The sequence below is a fragment of the Flavobacterium cheongpyeongense genome, assembly GCF_003202435.1.
Lineage (GTDB): Bacteria > Bacteroidota > Bacteroidia > Flavobacteriales > Flavobacteriaceae > Flavobacterium > Flavobacterium cheongpyeongense.
The window spans coordinates 48,886-70,956 of the sequence record NZ_QJHK01000024.1; the positions used below are offsets into that span (position 1 = coordinate 48,886).

Annotated in this window: 11 protein-coding genes and 1 pseudogene; 3 read left to right on the forward strand and 9 right to left on the reverse strand. The window is 34.0% G+C overall.

All coding sequences use genetic code 11. From position 1 onward, the window contains the following. From DMB65_RS19385 to DMB65_RS19400, 4 genes are all read right to left on the reverse strand, one after another. Positions 1-3,639 (reverse strand): SusC/RagA family TonB-linked outer membrane protein, encoded by a 3,639-nt coding sequence (locus DMB65_RS19385; RefSeq protein ID WP_110308289.1) that lies wholly within the window; start codon positions 3,637-3,639, stop codon positions 1-3. A gap of 132 nt (positions 3,640-3,771) precedes the next feature. Then, positions 3,772-4,911 carry a FecR family protein gene (locus DMB65_RS19390; RefSeq protein WP_110308290.1) on the reverse strand — a complete coding sequence of 380 codons (1,140 nt, stop codon included), beginning with the start codon at positions 4,909-4,911 and terminating at the stop codon, positions 3,772-3,774. 194 nt (positions 4,912-5,105) lie between these two features. Then, a complete protein-coding gene (locus DMB65_RS19395; RefSeq protein ID WP_110308291.1) occupies positions 5,106-5,672 on the reverse strand; it encodes an RNA polymerase sigma factor in 567 nt (188 codons plus the stop codon). Positions 5,673-5,933: 261 nt separating this feature from the next. Then, on the reverse strand, positions 5,934-7,130 hold the full coding sequence (locus tag DMB65_RS19400; RefSeq protein WP_110308292.1) for an outer membrane protein assembly factor BamB family protein: 1,197 nt from the start codon (positions 7,128-7,130) through the stop codon (positions 5,934-5,936). A 584-nt stretch (positions 7,131-7,714) separates the two neighbouring features. Here DMB65_RS19400 and DMB65_RS22030 point away from each other — a divergent pair. From DMB65_RS22030 to DMB65_RS19410, 3 genes are all read left to right on the forward strand, one after another. After that, positions 7,715-8,095 carry a hypothetical protein gene (locus tag DMB65_RS22030; RefSeq protein WP_123955365.1) on the forward strand — a complete coding sequence of 127 codons (381 nt, stop codon included), beginning with the start codon at positions 7,715-7,717 and terminating at the stop codon, positions 8,093-8,095. Between the two features lie 90 nt (positions 8,096-8,185). Beyond that, positions 8,186-12,526: a CusA/CzcA family heavy metal efflux RND transporter gene (locus DMB65_RS19405; protein WP_110308293.1), complete on the forward strand. Its 4,341-nt coding sequence runs from the start codon at positions 8,186-8,188 to the stop codon at positions 12,524-12,526. Positions 12,527-12,533: 7 nt separating this feature from the next. Continuing rightward, a complete protein-coding gene (locus tag DMB65_RS19410) occupies positions 12,534-13,661 on the forward strand; it encodes an efflux RND transporter periplasmic adaptor subunit (RefSeq protein ID WP_110308294.1) in 1,128 nt (375 codons plus the stop codon). A gap of 202 nt (positions 13,662-13,863) precedes the next feature. Here DMB65_RS19410 and DMB65_RS22765 read toward each other — a convergent pair. The 5 genes and pseudogenes from DMB65_RS22765 to DMB65_RS19435 all read right to left on the reverse strand — a co-directional run. Beyond that, a pseudogene (locus tag DMB65_RS22765) lies at positions 13,864-14,069 on the reverse strand (IS1380 family transposase); the annotation flags it as partial. A 148-nt stretch (positions 14,070-14,217) separates the two neighbouring features. After that, positions 14,218-14,727, reverse strand: coding sequence for an efflux RND transporter permease subunit (locus tag DMB65_RS19420; protein WP_110308295.1), 510 nt, complete (start codon positions 14,725-14,727; stop codon positions 14,218-14,220). Between the two features lie 166 nt (positions 14,728-14,893). After that, on the reverse strand, positions 14,894-16,936 hold the full coding sequence (locus tag DMB65_RS19425; RefSeq protein WP_110308296.1) for a P-loop NTPase family protein: 2,043 nt from the start codon (positions 16,934-16,936) through the stop codon (positions 14,894-14,896). A gap of 1 nt (position 16,937) precedes the next feature. Continuing rightward, positions 16,938-20,447 carry an Eco57I restriction-modification methylase domain-containing protein gene (locus tag DMB65_RS19430; protein ID WP_110308297.1) on the reverse strand — a complete coding sequence of 1,170 codons (3,510 nt, stop codon included), beginning with the start codon at positions 20,445-20,447 and terminating at the stop codon, positions 16,938-16,940. Continuing rightward, positions 20,447-21,937, reverse strand: coding sequence for a C-terminal helicase domain-containing protein (locus DMB65_RS19435; protein WP_110308298.1), 1,491 nt, complete (start codon positions 21,935-21,937; stop codon positions 20,447-20,449). Before DMB65_RS19435 ends, DMB65_RS19430 begins: the two co-directional genes overlap by 1 nt. Between the last annotated feature and the right edge of the window lie 134 nt (positions 21,938-22,071).

The following is a 22,071-nucleotide window of genomic DNA, read 5'->3' on the forward strand; positions in this document are numbered from 1 at the left end:
TTAAAGGGTTAAATTAAAACCAAATAAGTACGTTTTAGGCAATGGCAAATTACGTATACCAGAGTTTGCAGAATAAACTTCCGGGTCAATACGATTGCCTGCCGCACTCCAATACCAAATATTATTTACCTGAAAAGTAAATTTTGCTGATTCCATTTTTATTTTATTTGCAAAAGTTTTAGGAAGGTTATAACCTAATGAAATGTTTCTGAGTTTGATATAATCTCCATCCACCACGTTTACATCAGAGTTCCTCCACTGACTGCTGATCGTTCCTGCATAACTTCTGATATTTTCTGCAAGATCAACATATAAACGTGTATTGCCATTTTGTTGTGTATCTGTATAACGATCTGTGATGCCTGAAAGGTTTACATCATCAGTACTCATATCAATTGTTTCCCTGCGCATAACATTCCCGCCTGAGAAAACAAACAACATATTCAAATCGAATTCTCTATACGAAAATCGCTGTGATAAGGAACCTGTATAAGTTGGTGTTAAACTTCCCATATTTACCAAAGCTTTAGGATTAGTAACTGTTTTTATGCTGGTTGAGATTGGATTTCCATTATCGTCAAACGTAATTGACGGATTTCCGTTTTCATCCAAGACATAAGGATAACCATTAATTGTGCCACCATATTTGTAAGCATACAAACTATTATATACTTCTCCTTCAAAAAAGTAATTTGATGGTGCGCTTACATAGACTGATGCACTCGATTCAGCTCTGGTAACTTTATCAATCGTAGTTTTATTAAAACCAAATACTACATTAGAATTAATTCGGAAGTTACCGCTGTTATACCATTGAGAACCTACACTGAATTCGATTCCTTTGTTTAGCAAAGCCCCGGCATTAATTCTTCTGCTCGTTGCACCAACAGTAGGATCTAAGTCAGTAGTAGCTAATAAATCACTACTATATTTACGATACACATCAATGCTACCGGTTAGTTGATTCTGAAATAAGGTATAATCCAAACCTAAATTGGTAGTTTGTGTTTTTTCCCATCTTAACAATGGATTAGGTTGTGCTGTGATGTTGATGTATTGTAATGACTGGTATAAATTATCGTTTCTTCTTGTAGCAGTTACGTACGGTGTCGTACTTTGATCAATATTTCCGCCTATTCCGTAAGTTGCCCTGAATTTAAGCATGTTGACCCATTTTACATCTTGCATGAACTCCTCGTTGCTTACATTCCAACCTAATCCTGTAGACCATAATGGACGGTTTTTATACTTAGAATCTACTCCAAATAAATCTGCCCTGTCAACACGGTAACTTCCTGTAACATTATATTTTGACAGATAGGTGTAACCTGCGGTACTAAAAACTGAAAAATAATGGTGCAGGACTTCTGTCTGTGTTCTGGATACTGCCGCTAGTGTAGTGTTATTTCCATACATATAACTCGGAACACCTGTTTGACTGAGTGCCAGACTATTCAATACAGCAGACGTAAGTGTAACAGGATCATATCCATATCGTATCTGTTCCATACCTCTTGGAACGAAAGTTTCGCGCATTTCAAAACCCGCTATAGCATTGACAGCATGTCTGCCTTCACTAAAATCCCGATTAAAATCTAACTGATTTCTAAAAGAATAGTTGCTTGCCTGACTGCTCCATTGTTTGTAACGGCCACCTGCAGAAAAGCCATCTATGTAAGTGTAGGCATTTGTGGCAGGATTATAGCCCGTTAAAGCATTAATTGCATAGCGCATTTTATAGGAGTCTACAGCATAATACTGATCGTTGTCATTTTTTCGCAGTTCATATTGAAATTGGGTGCTAAAACTTAAACCTTTCCATATTTTGGCATTCAGGTTTGTGAAAGCTCTCAGATTTAGCGAATTTTGATGTGTAACACCTTCCTGAAGCGCATCTAAAACATTAAAGCTCATAGATTTAAAACCACTTAAACTATTTATTTTTGCTGCCATTGCCGGATTAATGACACGGCTGCCCGTAAATCCGTCCTTGATACCTACAAATGGAGCAATTACAAGTTCTCCATTATCATCGGTGATACGCTCATATCGTTTTTGAATATTATAATTACCAAAATCAGAGTCCGTAACATCGTCATTACTATAAGTAGCATTTAATCCAAAAGTCGCATTTAACCAGTTGTTGACCTGAAAATTGCTTTTGGCATACATATTAAACGCACGGCTTGTATTGTTTTTGATTCTGTTTTTTGAATCGTCATAATTTAGCGACACATACGTATTTTGCTTTGAAGTACTTCCTGAAAAAGCAATATTGTAACGCTGTCTCCATTCATTTTGCCATACATTATCACGATAATCTTTTATATAGTCATTATTTCTCCATTGTGCAATAGTGCTGTTGTAATCAGAATTGCTAATTATGCCGTTCTCTAAATCTCTGTTGAGCTGGTACAGTGGACTATAATATTTTGAGCTGCTGCTTCCGATATCGCCATAAGCATTGAACATTGTCGCTATATTGGCAAATCTCGCTCTCTCCCTGTTATATACTGCCTGTTCAAAATCAAGTATATCGCTGGTAGAAGCATAATTCATATCCTTAATATCTGGCTTAGTAGAAATAAAGAAATCAGAGTTGATGCTTACTTTTAATTTACCATTTCCTTTTTTGGTAGTTAAAACGATAATTCCGTTTGCGGCTCTGGCGCCATAAATAGAACCGGCGGCGGCATCTTTCAGAACATTTATACTTTCAATATCATACGGATTAATTTCGTCCAGAGTCAATTCGGTTGGCAAACCGTCTATTACGACCAGAGGACTATACCCTACTTCCAGCGAAGAAAAGGTACCTATACCTCTTAATATCGGCGTATCTGCTGAAGCTCCGTTTGGATTTTTCTGAAACATCAAACCTGCCACACGCCCTTCTAATGCACTTGCTAAATTAGTATTGATGTTTTCATTTAAAGTTTTCTCATCCACTTTAGCAATTGCTCCGGTAGAATGTGTTCTGTTAAGCGTCTGAAAACCAGTAACGACTACTTCTTTCATTGCAGAAACTTTGTCTTCGACAATTAGTGTTAATGGATTACGCCCGCTGACAGCAAAAGTTTTTTTCTCAATAGTCAAACCGGAACATTCGATGATACAATGCGCAGACACATTATCAAAAGAAAAACTTCCGTCAAAATCGGTTATGGCATGCCTGTTTGTGCCTGTTATATAAACATTTACCCCTGGAAACGGCTCGTTTTTACTGTTTAGTACTTTTCCTTTCAGGGTAGTTAATTCGTTTCCCATGCCGTCCCTCTTTGACGCTGTTACCACTATAGTTTGATTGGTAATAGAGTACTTTAAACTTTGTGCATTAAAAATTTGGTCAAGGGTTTCTTTCAACGTTGCATTTTTAATGTTGATGGTTACAGGTTTTGAATCTTTCAACAGCTTCTGTGTATAAAAAACTTCAAAATTGGCCTGTTTGGCAACTTCTTTCAAAACGGTTTCCAGTGGCGCTTCTTTAAAATTAACAGTAACATTTTGCGCATGGCCCGTAAAACTACATAGCAGTAGAATAACGGTACTCAGGAACAATTTGTAGTGGGAGAAATGGAGTCCCGGAATTTTTTTTCTGAGTTTTTTGTAAGGTTTTTTTGGTTGTAAATTAAATTTCATACATTTACATTTAGTTATAGTTAAACAATGGTGGAAAACTTATATTGGCTATAAACCTTTTAACAACCAGAAGCATCGAAACTGCTTCTGGTTTTTTAGTTTATAGTCCAGCATAATTGGTTAAATTTAAAATCAGGGATATACAATAATCGTTTTTCCTTCGACCTTAAATTTTATATTGCTAAGCTCAAGCACTTTTAGTACTTCAGACAAATTTTTATTCATAAACGTACCTCCGCTAAACCTCACATCTGATACATCTCCACGGTATTCTACCTTAATTCCGTACCAGCGTTCCAATTGTTTCATGACAGACTTCAGGTCGGCATTATCAAATTTAAACCGGCCGTTTTTCCAGGCAACAGCAGCCTCTGTATCTACTTTTCGAATGACAATTGTATTAGAATTATAAGCTGCGTTAGATTGCTCTCCCGGTTTTAAAAAAGTTTTTTGATTTTTATACGTTACCGAAACACTTCCTTCTAATAAAGTGGTTTTTATTACTGGTTCATTATTATAAGCATGTATGTTAAAATGTGTTCCAAGAACTTCAACAGACTGATTTCCGGATTTTACCATAAAAGGTTTCTCTTTATTTTTAGCCACTTCAAAATACGCCTCCCCCTCTAATTCGACCAATCTCTGGTTTCCATTAAAACGGGTTGGATATTTAAGCGATGAAACAGTATTAAGATATACTTTTGTGCCGTCTGCCAGCACAATATTATATTGTCCTCCTGTGGGGGTCGAAAGAGTATTGAACGCATTAGCATTTTCTTTAGAAATCTCTGCATTCGGATTCACAGTATAAGTAATAACGCCGTTTGCATCCATCTTAATGGTTACTTCGTCATTTTCACCTTCTTTTGCAATAGTATCTTTTGCAGAAATATCAGACAATACAATTTGTTTTCCATTTGAAAGGGTCAGGATTCCTCTTGTTCCTCCCGGGACAATTTCTTCCGTTTTTTCGACAATATGAACCATTTTCTCTTTTGGTTTTGTCCAATATAATATTCCTGTTCCCAGTAACAAAGCAATTGATGCTGCCGCAACAATACGGGGCCAGATCTTAATAACTTTCGTTTCCGCATGTAAAGGCAGTTTTGATTTGAGGTATCCGTAACTGTCTTCTAGCTCATACTCATTAAGGTCTCTGTTACTGTTAGATGCTGCATACAAATACCACGCATCGAGTTTATCCTTATCTTCATCTGACAGGGTACCCTCCTGGTATTTTTGAAGCAACGCTAAGATTTCAGTTTCTTTCATAATTACAATGCGATATTTTTCCTTTTTTTAGTAAGACAGCAACAAACGACTTTTGTCATAGGCACTGACTAAAAAAAACAAAAAAATATTATTATATCGTTAAGAAATCAGCGTGAATGCTATGTTTTTATTTACCAATCAGGGGGTTGCCGGCAAATTTTATCGTAAAAATTAACAAAAACGTTCCTATTACTTTACCAAATAAAAATACCAAAAAAGGGTTTGAGTTTTTGGCGTAGTATTTTCATGGAATTGTAGACCTGCTGTTTTGCGGTTTTATCTGTAATATTTAACTGAAGTGCAATTTCATCATACGATAATTCTTCTACCTTTCGTAAAAGAAAAACTTCACGCATTTTTTCCGGAAGTAAACCAATTTCTTTTTCAATTATGGCTTCTAATTCTTTTTCCCTTATATTAGAATCGGCTAAAACGTAGTCGTTTTCTATAAAACTTGAAATAGAATCAGCATATCGGGAAACTACTTTTTCGTGAGCGATATGATTTAGCACTCTGTTTTTTACCGCTTTATACAAGTAAGACGAAAGAGAGCCGGTGAGCGTTATTTCGTTGCGTTTATTCCAAAGAGTCAGGAACACTTCCTGGACAACATCATTGGCTTCATCCTGACCAAGCATTTTATAAGCATGATTGATAAGAACTCTCGAATATCTTTCGAAAATTTCTGTATACGCTAACTGATCGTCTTCTTTAAGAAGATTCAATAAAATATGATCAGCATATTTACTATAAACAGGCATGAATTAAGGGGGTGAAATCTAAAAAGCAATATTAAACATTTTTTATATCAAAAACTATATAAAGAAGGTTCCATTATAAAAGCAGATTTTACGAGCAGTAAGTACAATTAAAAAATAAACATAAAAAATCACTAATCTTCAATACTAATGATCGCAACAGTTGCAATAGTTTGAGAGCCGAAATCCTGCGAATTACCAGTTCTCTAAATTTTTTCTTATTTTAAAAAAAAGCTGTCTCAATACTGATACAGCTTTTTTTGGTTATCTGATTATTTTAACATACGCACTATAAATAGTGTCAAGGATAGACGTTCGCATATACATTACATTTTCGTCTTTTCCTTCTAATTCATATTGAATTAAACCGGCATCACAATAATAATACAAGGAATCACCCACAGGAAATTCAAGATTTGAAATAGGCATCGTTGTCAATTTTGTTTCGAATAACATTTCACCATTTAAGTCTAATTGAAAAAGTTTTCCTTTACGGGTGTACCCCCAAATATTATCATCCAGTTCAGTCATATATTCGATACTGTCTTCTTTAAAATCAGTTTTCCAAATCTGGGCACCGGTTTTTGAATCAACAGCGTATATCGAAGAACCCGTAGTGCCTTGTGTCCCAAAATATACTTTGTTGTCCTTGCAGAATATACGTTCCCTGATATTATTTTGGTTTTCTTCTATTTTAAATTGCCATAAAACATCCAGTTTATCAAGGCTTAAAGCAAAAAGCATATCTTTATCACTTGCTACGAATACATTTTCTCCATCCGTTACAGGTTTTCCGGACATATTCTGATCCAAGCTTTTTTGGTTCAGGACTTTTCCTGTAGCAGCATCAAAACTATAAAAGTTAGGGCCACTTGGCGTAAAAACTTTGTTACCAAATGATAGTACTGGAATATCATTATTTACAACATCCAGTTTGTATTTCCATGCTAAACTGCCATCCTTTAAATTAAGGGCATAAATAGTCTGATTTTGGGCAGTTACGTATAGTTTTCCGTTACTTATAACCGGTATTTGATCTTTTAATATAATCTGATCTTTACTGTCCCCTATTCTTGCTTTCCAAAAAACACTTCCGTCCTGATTGTCAACTGCGAAAATTTCACCATTTATAAACGGAACGTACACAACTCCATCATGAAGTGTTATTTTATTACCACACATTGGAGTATGTGCATCGGCAGCCTTTACAGTCCATACAATCGTTTCGGAATCCAGATCGTATGAAAAAAGGTTACCATCATAATCATAAATTAGGATGCCATTTTCATAAAGCGGAATTTTCGCAACAGGCTTTATGCTTTTATAGGCAAGCGCATCACTAAGCGGCAAAACTTCAGCCGCAGCAGGATTGTTTTTTTCTGGTTCCGCAATAATCGAAATCTGAGCAAAGACATTTATAACAGTAAATACAAATAAAAGAGTTATGAGTTTCTTTTTCATTTTAAATTGGGGTTTTATAATTTCATTCGGGCAATTATTGAAGTTAAAAGACCGTTTTAAATAGATCCAAAAACACTTCAATAAAAGATTTAACTCCCGAAGCAACAATCTTTATGCCAAATATAGTAAAAAAATTATTGCCCATTTTTTGAAGTTATCGGCTCTAAATTGCAAGTTTCAATACCTGTAAATAATTAAAGTTTAAAAAACCTTACTTTCTTAAGGAGTTTCCTGCTGATCTTTAGAACCTGTTTACCAACCATTTTTTTGCTGGATTTGAAGAAACTCTATTTAATTTAAATAAAGAAAAAAAACAGGTTAACGTCAGGATTTCGCTATTCCCATGAAAGCTTTACACAATCTGGACTTTTTTGATATTTTCTTGTAGACAGGGATGGCAAGAACTCTTTTGATAGCCTATATTTTTCATGCACTATCTTTATCTGTGTTTTATTATCCTCAATTTTTAGTACCCCGTATTTAGACCTTAAGCGTGAACAGTAACTAAAACCATTGGTTATTTACATCATGTCTAAACAATAAATTTCTTATCGGATTATACAATTTTTGCTTAAATTTGATGTGTGAAAAAATATCTCTCCATATTATTTTTATCTGTTTACCTGCTGTCAATTACCCAGTCAGGTGAACTAATAAAATTACCGTTAATGGTAGAACATTATTTGGAACACAGGCAACAAAGCAATAATTTGACTTTTTGGGAATTTTTACGTCTTCATTACCAAGTACAGGAAGTTTTTGACGCAGATCACGAAAAAGACATGAAACTCCCTTTTAAATCTTATACAAGTATCTGCACGGTTGTGTTTTGTCCGCTCACACAAGAATATCAAGCACTTCAAAAAATACGTTATAAGTATAAAAATGAAAATTTAAAGAATTATTCTTTTTCGTATTGTTCAACTTTTCTTTGCTCAATTTGGCAACCTCCCAGAAATTGTTAATCGTTTTTTTTAGCTAATACACTTTCGCATCTAATTGCGTGTGTCTTGCTATTACTTATTTTTTATAACTACGATTAACAAAATAAACTTATGCTTAGTAAAATAATTGAGTTTTCCGTAAGGAATAAACTCATTGTAGGGCTTTTTATAATTGCCCTGATTGGCTATGGCTCTTATCAAGTCACCCGCCTTCCTATTGACGCTGTTCCGGATATTACCAATAATCAGGTACAAATTATCACAATGGCACCTTCATTTGGTGCAACTGATATTGAGAGACTAGTCACTTTTCCGATAGAACAGGCCAATAGCAACTTATCCGGACTCAAAGAGATCCGCAGCTTTTCCAGATTTGGATTGTCCTTAGTAACCATTGTATTTGAAGATGATATTGATATTTACTGGGCAAGACAGCAAGTTGCCGAACGATTACAACAGGTGCAAAATGAGATACCGCAGGGTATTGGAACACCTACTTTAGGACCAATATCTACAGGCCTTGGCGAAATTTACCAATATGTTGTAAAACCGAAAATAGGATATGAACAAAAATTTAATGTAACTGAATTAAGAACCATTCAGGACTGGATCGTGAGACGACAACTGCTGGGAGTTAAAGGAGTAGCCGAAGTGAGCAGTTTTGGCGGCAAACTAAAACAATATGAAATTAGTATAAGCCCCGATAAACTCAATGCATACGGCTTAACAATCCATGATGTTTTCACAGCTGTTCAAAACAACAATCAAAATACAGGTGGTTCCTATATCGAAAAAGGACCTACTGTACTTTATATCCGAAGTGAAGGCCTTATTGGAAATATTACCGACATAGAAAATATTGCAATTACCAATAAAAACAGCGAACTACCAGTGTTTATAAGAGATGTTGCCCAGGTAAAAGCTGGTTTTGCTACCCGTTACGGAGCAATGTGCTACAATGATCAGGGTGAAGTTTCCGGAGCAATTGTAATGATGCTCAAAGGTGCTAATAGCAGTGAAGTCATTAAAAATGTAAAAGAAAAAATTACTCAAATACAAAAAACACTGCCCGACGGGGTCGAAATAGAACCGTTTCTCGACCGGACAAAAATGGTTAACAATGCCATTGGTACAGTTGAAAAAAATTTACTGGAAGGTGCTCTTATTGTGGTATTTGTGCTGGTACTGTTTTTGGGTAACTTGAGGGCTGGATTTTTGGTCGCCTCGGTAATTCCGCTGGCCATGTTATTTGCTGTCTGCATGATGAATCTCTTTGGCGTAAGCGGTAATTTGATGAGTCTTGGAGCTTTGGATTTTGGATTAATTGTAGATGGTGCGGTCATAATTGTAGAAGCCATTATGCACCAACTCTCATTCCCAAAGAAGCACAAAGAAAATGCTTCACTCACAATCTCTCAAATGGATAACACTGTAACAAACTCGGCTAGTAAAATGATGAATAGTGCCGTTTTTGGACAAATAATTATATTAATAGTGTACCTTCCTATTTTTACATTACAAGGTATTGAAGGAAAAATGTTTAAGCCTATGGCACAAACAGTTGCTTTTGCTCTGCTGGGTGCTTTTATTTTGTCTCTCACCTATATTCCTATGATGAGTGCTTTTTTTCTGAGTAAAAAAACAAAACAGAGAGAAAATTTATCAGACAAAGTAATGAAACGCCTTGAAAACACCTATCAGCGTACATTAACAAAGCTACTTCGTTTTCCTAAAGCCGTTTTGGGTACTGTCGTACTGCTGTTTGTATTGGCTGTAATAACCATTACTACATTGGGAGGAGAATTTATTCCTGCATTAGAAGAAGGTGATTTTGCTGTTGATACCCGGGTACTTACCGGCAGTAACTTAAATACTACCATAGAAAGCACGCAAAAGGCAGCACATATCTTAAAAAGCCAATTTCCCGAAGTATTAAAAGTTGTTACAAAAATTGGCAGTGGCGAAGTACCTACTGACCCAATGCCTATGGAAGCCAGCGATATGATGGTGATCCTGAAAGACAAAAAAGAATGGACATCTGCAAAAACTTTTAAAGAATTATCTGCAAAGATGAGCAAAGCCCTGGAAGATGTCCCGGGAATTACTGCCGGATTTCAATTTCCCGTGCAAATGCGTTTTAATGAGCTCATGACTGGCGCACGCCAGGATGTTGTTCTTAAAATATTTGGAGAGAACCTTGATACACTAGCCGCTACAGCGGATAAGCTAGGTAAAATTATCGCTAACGTAGAGGGAACTGCCAACTTGTTTATAGAACCTGTTTCAGGTATGCCTCAGGTAATTATAGCCTATAACCGACCTGCAATAGCACAGCATCATTTGTCAATATCAGATATAAATAAAGTAATAAATACTGCTTTTGCAGGACAAAGTACCGGATTAATCTTTGAAGAGGAAAAAAGATTTGATCTGATTGTACGTCTAAATGCCAATGAAAGAAAAGATATTGAAGACATCCAAAATCTTCTTATTCCTACGCCAAATGGCAACCAGATCCCTTTATCACAACTCGCCAGTGTAACAATTAAAAATGGCCCTAACCAAATACAGCGTGAGGATACAAAACGCAGAATTGTTGTAGGCTTTAATGTAAAAGACAGGGATGTACAAAGTATCGTAAACGAACTGCAGGGTAAAGTAAACAAAGAATTAAAATTACCTGCAGGTTACTATGTGACGTACGGAGGCGCATTCGAAAACCTAAATCAGGCCAAAGACCGTCTCATGATTGCCGTACCTGTTTCTCTGGTGCTGATTTTTATTTTACTGTTCTTCGCATTCAATTCGGTTAAACACGGATTACTAATTTACACAGCAATTCCGTTGTCTGCAATTGGGGGGATTTTCTTTCTCGCCCTTCGTGGCATGCCTTTCAGCATAAGTGCCGGCGTAGGCTTTATTGCTTTGTTTGGCGTAGCTGTCTTAAACGGAATTGTATTAATAGCTGAATTTAACCGACTTAAAAATAACGGAATGAAAAATCTGGCTCAAATTGTTTTAACAGGTACAAAATCAAGACTACGACCTGTATTAATGACTGCTTTTGTTGCCTCTTTAGGCTTTTTGCCAATGGCATTAAGTAATGGTGCAGGTGCTGAAGTACAACGGCCTTTGGCAACAGTTGTAATTGGCGGTTTGCTGGTAGCTACATTTTTGACATTATTTGTATTACCGCTACTTTATATATTGTTTGAAAAAGGTTTTAAAATAAAATATTTAACAAAAAAGCTTACATTTTCAGTAGTTTTCCTTTTAATCGTTAGCGGTGCAGGCGCACAGGAAAAAATAAGTCTTGCTACCGCATTAAAAATGGCAGTTGAAAAAAACAGCACTATAAAAAACGAAAAACTCAAAAGTACTTATGCGCAATCACTCATAAATTCCAGTACTGATATTCCTAAAACAGTCGTTTTTGCTGAAACTGGACAAATAAACAGTGCTTATAATGATAGCCGTTTTGGTATTTCTCAAACTATTGCCTTTCCTACTATTTATAAAAAACAAAAAACACTTTTATCCGAACAATGGAAAACATCCGTGTGGAATGCTTCTTTGAAGGAAATGGAAATTAAAAAAGCTGTAACCCAAGTGTTCTATACTTTTTTGTATCTAAAAGAAAAAGAGCAACTACTACAGCAAGCAGATACCCTATTCACTAATTTTTATGAAAAAACAAAACTTCGACTGCAAAAAGGAGAAAGTAATATCTTAGAGAAAACAACAGCCGAAAACCAGCGCACGGCCATTACTACCCAATTAATGCAGCTGCAACAGGAAATACAATCCCTCTTATTAGAACTGCAAGTACTTGTAAACTCAGAAAGTCTTGTTGTGCCTTTAGAAAAGAACATAAAACATCCCCTTGCCCAGATGAATAACGGAATCGAGAATCATACTCTTTTAAAACTATCGCAGCAGCAGAAAAACAATGCCGCAGCCCAAACTGCACTGGAAAAGTCCAGATACCTTCCTGACATTACTATTGGATACTTTAACAATAGTTTTAAAGGCATGGGACCTGATAATAATTATTATGATGGAAGCAACCGTTTTAGCTCGATACAGGCCGGACTAGGATTTCCGATTTTTACAGGAAGCCAAAAGGCAAAAATAAAAGCATCGAAGATTGGCGAAAGCATTGCAGAAAACGAGTATGAAATCCAAAGGCAAATTTTGCAGGCTCGCTATAAACAGTTAATAAGTACTTATGAAAGCAACAGCAGGATAACACAATGTTTTGAAGATACAGGCTTAAAAAATATCACTTTAATCAAAGAAACAGCCCATAAACAATTCATTAATGGCGAAATTAATTTCTTAGATTTTGTAATGGTGGTCAATCAGGCTATTGGCATACAAAGTAATTATTTAGAAGCCGTAAGAGCGCTTAATGAAAGCAGTATCGAACTTAGCTTTATCACTTCAAATTAAATATTAAATGAAAAATATATCACTATTACTTAGCATGTTGTTTATCTTAAACGGCTGCAAAAATATTACCGAAAAGCAAGAAATCAAGGTAAAACCTGAGCGGGAAAATAGTGTCACACTTACCGATGCGCAATTCAGGAACGCAAATATTACGACTACACAACTAACGCAGGAAAATATTGCAACAACAATTAAACTGAATGGAAAAATAGATGTCCCACCACAGAATTTAGTGTCTGTCAATGCTCCAATGGGAGGCTATTTGGTAAACAGTAAGCTTTTACCGGGTATGCTTGTAAAAAAAGGAGAAATTATAGCTACCTTACAAGATCCGCAATATATTCAGTTACAACAAGATTACCTGATGGCAAAATCAAAACTGCATTTTGCAGAATTAGAATTCTCGCGCCAAAAAGATCTTAATCAAACCAAAGCCAGCAGTGATAAGGTAACACAACTCGCCGAATCTGAAGTAAACAATCTTCGAATAACAGTCAACGCTTTATCAGAGAAACTCAAATTGATTAACATTAAAGCTACTAATTTATCTGCAGATAAAATTTCTAAAAACATCGTTATCTTAAGCACCATAACTGGTTTTGTTAGTAAGGTTAACATCAATATAGGTAAATATATCGCTCCAGCTGAGGTAATGTTTGAACTAATTGACCCGGATGATATTCACCTCAGCCTAAATGTGTTTGATAAAGATATTGCAAAACTTGCTATAGGACAAAGAGTAATATCCTATAGTAATGCAGCACCCAACAAAAAACACGAATGTAACATTATACTAATCAACAAAGACCTCAACGTTACCGGCAATACACAAGTGCATTGTCATTTTAAAAAATACGATAAAGATCTTCTGCCTGGTATGTACATGAATGCCGAAATAGAAACAACATCTGGGTTAGTCAATGCTTTACCCGAGTTAAGTATTGTGAACTTTGAGAGTAAAGAGTATGTTTTTATAGAAACTAAAAAGCAACAGTATGTGATGACAGCAGTTTCGGTGGGAGTCAAAAAAAATGGCTATTTGGAAATTCTAAACCCAGAAGAACTTAAAAATAAAAAAATAGTTAGAACCGGAGCCTACACTTTATTGATGAAAATGAAGAATAAAGAAGAATAAAAAAATCTAAACTAAAGCAAAAGGCAGCTTTTTATAAGTGGGCACAATACGGCACAGAAATACATTATACAATATTCCGGATTGCATCACGCTATCAAAGCTACCTGACACAAAAATCAAAGCCTCTTAAACTGTATGATTTAAGAGGCTTTTTTATACCATTTATAATTATCCCAGATTACACGATAGGATTTTTTTGAGATCAATCTAAAGGATAGTCCCATAATCCTAAGAACCATTTTCTTCGTTTTTTAGTGAGTGCTATTTTGAGTTTTAGAGAATCTCCATTTTTTTTCAAAAAAAAGCTCCAATGGCAAAGGTTCTGTATCTGAGAGTTGAAAGTGTTTTCTGTGTTTTTTCTTGTAATACCAATATCCTAAAGATGGACATTAGGTTATAAGCTATCATTGGCTCTCAAACCCCTCAATTGTGAGTTTGTTTTTACTCACATATTTTAGTCGAGATGCACGGTCTTTTGAATGCCTTTTCATTTTCCCTTACAGTTGATTCAATAAAAATAATCATTAACCACTAAAAATCAAAGCAATGTACTTTCTCAGCAACCCCTAATTAAATAACTATTTTTATTTACGACAAAAACAGGTAAATAAATAAATATCCCTAATAATGAAAATAACAATCCTCCTATAGAACCTACAGCAAAAGAGAACCAAAAAGCCTCATTTTGACCTCCCCATATAAAAGGGATTAAACCTGCGATGGTAGAGATAATCGTCAACATTACAGGAATTATTTTATAATTAAAAGCTGTGAAATAGAGTAATTGTGGATTTCTAAAAGGATATTCTTTTCTTAAATTGTTATAATCATTTATGATGTATAAGGCAGCATTTACACTAATACCGCACAATAAAATAAACGATGCATAACCACCTTGATCAAAATTGAAATCAAAAGCATAAAATGTTAGAAAAACTCCAATAAAGGAAATTGGAATCATGCTTATTATGGCAAAAGGTTGTTTCAAAGATTCGAGTAAAATTGAACAAATGAAGAAAATGATTAAAATAACTACAAAAATAAAATAATATAGAACAGGCGACACAAAAAAACTATCCGATTTTTACACCCTGTTCGGGTTGACTTTTGAGTACCACCAACACGGAAATTCGCCCTTTCATTATAGTGCGACTATCGGAAAAACAGTTTTAGAAATTTATCCTTTAACAAAGAGCTCATAATAGCTCTTTTTATTATTTTTTTTTAGACTATCAGTTTAAAAACAATTCATGGTTTTTACCGAGTATACTATAGTTGATTTGAATATTATAATCTGCAAATAATTTTTTCAGACTTACATTTGAAAGAACAAGCGTATTATCCAAAAACATTTCTACATCTAGATTTAAATAGCGTAATTCCAGATGAGTTCTTACAATTTTTAATAAATCGTGAATCATCGGTTTGTTTACGACATCATATTGAATACTACTACCTTTGTCGAAAGACCAATAATCATTGTGATTAAATTGCCAGCCTAAAATTTTACATTTCGGATTAGTAACCTCATTTCCAGCATCAATACTGTTGGTTGCAAAATCATTCTCAAGTTGAAATTCAAATGTATAATCTACAAACGGATGTTTAAATATTAATTTCATACCCTTGCAAAGTATAATATCTAACTTAGGAATCGGATAATTATCATAGATCTTTTGAACTAATGTAAAAACTCTTTCTAATTCTAACTTATAAACGGGCAAATTTAAATTATAATGTGCTGCTGGATTAAGTATTAATAATTTTGATTGTTTAAAACAATCTTTAATATCAAATGTAATTTCTTTACCTAACTTTTCAAATCTCTCAACAAATAATTTCCAATAATGCTCTAAATTATGAAATTGTCCATCTATAGTTTTAGTGTGCTCTTCAGGTAATCTTTCAATAACTAGTTTTTCTAGTTCTTTACGTAAATATAATGAACAGGTCGTGTAATCTTTAGCCTCAAAATATTTTACCGCTTTATCATAGGGAGATATTGTTGAGTGTATCATTATGGGCTTATTACCATTATCCCCAGAATGGATATCCATTATTTGCCACTCTTTCTTTTGCTTTCTTTGTTCAATTTTAAAAACACAAAAATCAAAGAAACCTTTTTCATGAGTAAGAAAATAAATTTTATATCGCTTTGCGTAAACATCTAATATAGCATCAAGAACGATATCCCTATTACTCATATCCAAGCTAATCAATAAATCATCAAGTGCTAAAAACTGTCCTGGATAAGTAGGCTTGATTGTTTCATGCAATAAACTGAAACGAATAGACAAAGCTATTTGAGTAATTTTTGCTTCATTTAAATACGCTTGTGGTCTGTGGATTAATGAATATGTTCCATCACTATTTTGTCTTCTGATATTGAGAATTAATTCTGGGTCATTAAAATCGGCATAGCCAGTACCTCTAACATACTTTTTACCATTTCTTTCAATCACATGGTCTTTGTAATGATCGTAGCGTAACGGATCTTTGTATTTTAAAAAAATCTGAATATTGTCATTAATCTTCAATTCATTACGGTACACCTCATTGGCAATGTTATTTATACGACCAATCCAATATTCTACATCTTCATTGAATTTTTCTATTTTCGTTTTTATATTTTTTTGCCAAGATTTGCTACGAGAACGTTTAAAAGTACCACTTATTTCATTTACATTGAATGGTGGATTACTTTCAATTTCATCTAACTTCTGCCATAATGTTTCATTACCATTTCCTTTATTGACTCTTAGAAATGGAAAGAAGTCACGCACAAAAACCTCCCAAAGATTGATTTCCTTGGAGTTTCGGAAATTGTAAAAGTTGACTAACAACCTGTGAGTGATAAAATCACTATGACGGTGCAAATCTTGTATTTTATTTGCTGCACTTTCATACCTTCCGTCTTTATCTATTTTTAAAGAAGTTGTATCTTTTAGCAAAACTTCAATCTCGGCATTCTTACCGATATCGGTCGGGTTTGTAATTTTACCATCTCCATCAATTGTAAAATCTGGCCTTTGATTGAGGTAGTTGAAGTTTAATAGTTGCTCGTCATGAGTTGGCGTAAAATATTTTGCAATTTCATCAGCTGTTTTTGTTTCCGATTGGAACAAGGTGTATAATGCCCAGTAAATAGAACTTTTACCACTACCGTTTTCTCCAAACATTAATAAATGTTTGCCATCTAAATCTATTTGGTCAGGTTCTGTACCAGTATAAAACGCCTTGAAATTATGTATACTAATTTTATCTATGTTACTCATACTAACTTTGTAAAATAGGTTTTAGGATATCAGGGCTTTTGGTTGCAAAATCGGTCATTTTTACTTGAACAACCCCAGTACTCATAGCTTTATACAACTCCCAAATTTTCTGTTTTTTTAATTCTTCGTTTAAACTTTCAAAACTGTCATTAATACCACTTTGCTCTAAATGATTTTTTACATCATCAATGATATTAATACCGTTTTCTTTCATGTGATCTTTAAAATACAATTCAAATACACAGCCATCTATTACTTCTTCAAAGAAATTGGCAATTTGGTCGTTTTTTATAATTTCAAAAATTTTATCATCCTTATTAAGGATAAAAAAAACGATATTGACTAGTGATTCTATTATTTTTTGTAAACTTTGATTAATAATAGGAATTGGAAATTTTTTACAATTTGCTATTAAAATTTTTGGAAAAGTATTTTTCTCAATATCTATAAATTTATATTTGTGATAAAAACTAATAGTTTGACTATTTAGTAATCCTAAAATATATTTCAGGCTTTGTGTAGAAGATTCTTTTGAAATGATAGAAAATCCAATTTGTGTAAAATAAACTTCTTCTTCCGTATAACCTGCAATAATTGACAAATCACTACCATCCAAAATTTGTCTTATAATTATTTTAGGTTCGGTGAAAAATTTAGAATTTCTTGAAGCCCCCAGCCATGAACCATATTTGAGGTATTCATCAAATTTTAAAGTAATATTATATCGTTTAATGTTTTTACCACTTATTAAAGGGACATATTCATTTGATATTTTACTGCTACTATGAAAAACCCTATTTTTTATTTGTTCTTGAGAATGACCTTTAGCCTTGTCATAGGGTGTTATACCTAGAGAAAAATCAACTTCTTGAATAAGTTCTGTTTTATTTTCTTCTATTAATTCTAAAATTTTTGATTCTTCAGTATTCTTAAAAATATTAAATTTTGTTAGAGAATCGGTTTTCCATAATTCTTTATCTTGTTTATCAAAAACTAAATTTTTCAAATCCGTTTTAGAATCATTTTTAAAATAAATACTATCAATAGATTTAGTTTCAATTCCTCTGTTTAAAATAAGAATAATTGTTTCAACAATTGCATTTTGAAAAATTGCATCAGGAAGTTTTATTATTTGTTGTAAATCCTCTAATATATGTTTTCTTATTTTGGAATATGAATCATTTATCAATAATGAGTTAGGGACAATAAATGACAAAACCCCCCTTTTATTTAGTAATGATGTTGATTTTTCAATAAAAATAGAGTATAAATTAATTCTATTGAAAGCTGTTGGATAAAGACCAACAAGTAGTTTTACTAAACTATTATCTAGACCTTTAATATCAACATATGGTGGATTTCCTATCACAATATCAAAACCGCCGTTTTTAAATACATCAGCAAAGTATAGATTCCAAAGAAAATACGGGCGTTCGTCGGTATTTTGAAAGTCAATCAATTCTGCTTCAATAGTTTCAATTTCATTGAAACGTGTTTTTAAAAGCTGGTAGTTTTTAAACTCTTTGCTTTTGGTATTGAGTTTTTCTAGATCGGTTTCTTTTTTAATGTTGAATTTGTATTCAAAAGCTTTTATATTATCTTCGGTAGCTTCTTTTTCTTTAAAGAGTTGAGCGTGTATTTTACCCTCAATTATGCTGTTAATTTGTTTTTTAACTGCCAATTTATCCACCTTTTCTTTGGTTTTCTTTTCCCATTCTTCGGGTGAGAAGTATTTATCCAATAACTCTTGGAATTTCTCCATGCTTACGGCATCAAACAAGGTTACTTTAGTAGCAAATTCATCACCAAAATTTAAAGTAGCCTGCTCTTCTATAATTTGTTCATCAGCTGTAGCCAGATTCGATAAATCGATACCCGCATAACTCTCCAACAAGCTATTACCCTGCATGATTTTATAGTCTAAATTAGGCAAGGGTTTTGGCAAATCTTCATCTACTACCAGCGATAACCAAAAACGTAAACGGGCAATATCTACCGCACCACCTTCTAAATCAACCCCATAAATGGAGTTTTGAATGATGTCTTGTTTTATCTTAGCCGGGGACCAAACGGCATAACCCATTTCGTAATGAATCAGTGCTTTTAGGGCAAAAATTTCCTGTAGCAATCCCATAGGAAATGCCCCTGAACCAATAGCCGGATCGCAAATTTTCACGATGTCAATTAGTTTTTCGATTTGTTTCAAATTGTCTCGGGTAAAATCAGATGTTAAATGATTTTTAATCAGGTTTTCTATTGCTTCTCTGGAATGTGGCAAATGGGTATTGAGGTATTCTATCAAACTCTCTTGTGTCATGTAATGCACAATCTCTTTTGGAGTATAGAATGCTCCTTTGTCTTTGTTGTCTTCCAGTAAGTTTTCAAAAATGTGTCCGAGCATTTCGGGATCAACCGCTACAGTATGGTCTTCGGGACTGTTTTCGTAAATGGTAAAGTTGTAACCGTTGAAGAATTTAAACAGTAATTCAAAAAATGTTGGTGGAAATTGAATTTCACGGTGTTTTTCCGGTTCCTGATTTTCATCAAACAAACCACCATTTAAAAATGGAATCCAAACAGAATTCCCATCGGCTAGTTCGAAACCATCATTGAATCTGTTGGGTGTGTTCAGTGCATTAAAAAACAAAGGACTGAGCCATTTGTTGTAAAAATAAACACGACTTTCTTCGTTGTAATTGAACAAATGGAATAAGAAATCGGTATCGCCATCGTCATAATTTTTGTTGGATGCCCCGAGCCAGCGTTTCTTTTGCAGGAAATACAAAAACACTAAACGGCCTAATAGTCGTTTTACAAAGTTGCGGATGTCTTTTTCGAGTTCATCTTTGCTAATGCCATTTTTTTCAAAAACAGCTCTACTTTGTTTGTTATTGCTGATTTCGAAAACGAAATCCTGATAAAAGTTTTTGTATTCTTTGAAGAAGTTATTGGAAACAGGTTCTACATTAAACGCTTCAAAGAAATCTTCTAACCTAAAACGTGATTGCTCTAAATTGTATAATCGTTCCAGAGCGGTACGATGTTCTTCAGGAGTACCGAAAATGTAGGTGTATTTTTTAGGATTAGTTTCTATACTTTCCGCCTCAGCAAAATAATCGCTACCAAACTTACTTATGAACGAAAAACGCCATTCTGGTTTATTGTATTCCTCTCGGTAATGAAAGGTGACAATTGCTCCTTTTATAGCATCTTTAAGAATATGTGTTTTTAATAAATCATTTACCCCAACACGGTTGTATTCGATTTTAATGCCATCCTGCAGAGTCACATCATAAATTGGTAAGCTGACACCATCAGTGGTTTTTAAAGTCCCTAAACGGACTATTTCTCGGACAATTTCTTTTGCCTTAGCCGATTTTATTTCTTCGTGTTTGGGTTCTAATAAAATAGTTAACAGGTTTTTAGTTCCTGAAAGGAACTTTAAGGTATTCACCCATTTTTCCTGACTGTATGCGCTTTTAAGTATTTCTTTTAACTCGTTTATCTTCATTATGCAAAGGTTTCGGTAATGACAATTTTTGGTTCTTCGAATTGGTTGTTTTGCTCTTTTTCGTTTTCCCAACGCAGAGCATCCATACGAGCAATTTGCTTGATTGGGTAGTTATTCATGATAGCGTTTAACTCCTGAACAATTTTAGCCAATGGATATTTTTTCTTTTTTTGGCGTGCTGCCAAAGTAGCTATCTCATTACGAAACTTTCTGAATACTCCCATATAAATGATTTTGAGCGCTGTTTTGATTAGTTCTTCAAATTCATCTGATATTTCATTTGGAAAGCTTCTTTTTAAATCAATGAAACTATTCAGGAACATAACCGAGTTACGTTCTTGAACTGAAAGGTTTGATGTATCGTATTCATCGTTTGTGAAAATCGTATTATAGACTTTTTTGAAGTGTTGGGTTGCCAAGTTTACCGCATCAAAATGATTTTCAATTAATGCTGTACTCTTTTCTTTTTGCGAAGCTTCAAATATTTTTACAGCTTGAATGAAAGTGATTTCAACACAATTTTTATCGTTGCAGATATAGAAACCTTCTTTGATGGTATTACGTAAATAACACAAAACTCCTTTTTCAATAGTTTGACCGATGATGTCTTTAGCTACTTCATTTTTAACAGTTGCTAAACGGCCTACACGGCTTTTCATTGGCAAATCACGTAAGCGTTTGTATTCTTTGTGATTTTCGTTGTATAATTCACGTACAATTTCCAAATATTGCAACCTTTCATCTACCTCTTCTTTGGGTTGCAAATTCCCTAAAGTGCCTTCAATCAATTCCTCCTGTTCGGAGTAGATTTTACTATCTTCTCCAAAAGCAGTATGAAAACCTTGCAGTTTTTTTAAGGCTTTTTCATTTAACTCAATCAAACTATTGGATTGCGCCGTTGGGTAAAAATTGTATACCAAAATTTCTTTTGCTTTTGTACCAATACGATTGACACGACCAATACGTTGCATTAATCGGGTTGCATTCCACGGAATGTCGTAATTTAAAATTACGTTGCTACGGTGCAAGTTGATACCCTCTGCTAATACTTCGGTAGTAACGATAATATTAAATTCATTTTCGTGTTTCTCAGGGTAATTGGCATCGAAGTTTTTACGGATAGTATTATATCTTTGTTTTTGGTTAGCAGCACTGATAGCCAATACGTCTTTACGACCTACTTTTTCGAGTTCGCCTGCTAAATAGTTTACAGTTTCTTTACTTTCGGAGAAAATGACAATTTTCTTTTCCAAGTTTTTTTCGCCCAATAAAGTTTCGTTTAAAGCAGCAATAAACTTTTTAGTTTTAGGATCTATTTCAATATCCTGCCATTGATTGTATAAGTCGGTAAGAATTTGTTGGTCTCTTTTTAGACCTTCCAATAATTGCGGGTCAAAATCACTGGCTTTATAAACTTTGTTATTAGGCGAACTCTCGTTTAGTTTGTTGATTTTATCTTCAATTTCATCTTCTTTTCCTTCATCATACAATTTATTTAATTGAGTTAGTCATTTAGTTTCTGTATCTTTATGCCTTTAAAATCATACGTTATGGAAGTGTTTGAAGGACAAAGCATACTAAACTTTATAAAAGAATTGCCAAATGATGAAGCATGCAAAGCTTA

Bases quoted from the DNA above. Each gene is read 5' to 3' on its own strand.
- DMB65_RS19390 (WP_110308290.1), bottom strand. From the start codon at position 4,911: ATGAAAGAAACTGAAATCTTAGCGTTGCTTCAAAAATACCAGGAGGGT.
- DMB65_RS19425 (WP_110308296.1), bottom strand. From the start codon at position 16,936: ATGAGTAACATAGATAAAATTAGTATACATAATTTCAAGGCGTTTTAT.
- DMB65_RS19385 (WP_110308289.1), bottom strand. From the start codon at position 3,639: ATGAAATTTAATTTACAACCAAAAAAACCTTACAAAAAACTCAGAAAA.
- DMB65_RS19410 (WP_110308294.1), top strand. From the start codon at position 12,534: ATGAAAAATATATCACTATTACTTAGCATGTTGTTTATCTTAAACGGC.
- DMB65_RS19400 (WP_110308292.1), bottom strand. From the start codon at position 7,130: ATGAAAAAGAAACTCATAACTCTTTTATTTGTATTTACTGTTATAAAT.
- DMB65_RS19405 (WP_110308293.1), top strand. From the start codon at position 8,186: ATGCTTAGTAAAATAATTGAGTTTTCCGTAAGGAATAAACTCATTGTA.
- DMB65_RS19430 (WP_110308297.1), bottom strand. From the start codon at position 20,447: ATGAAGATAAACGAGTTAAAAGAAATACTTAAAAGCGCATACAGTCAG.
- DMB65_RS19395 (WP_110308291.1), bottom strand. From the start codon at position 5,672: ATGCCTGTTTATAGTAAATATGCTGATCATATTTTATTGAATCTTCTT.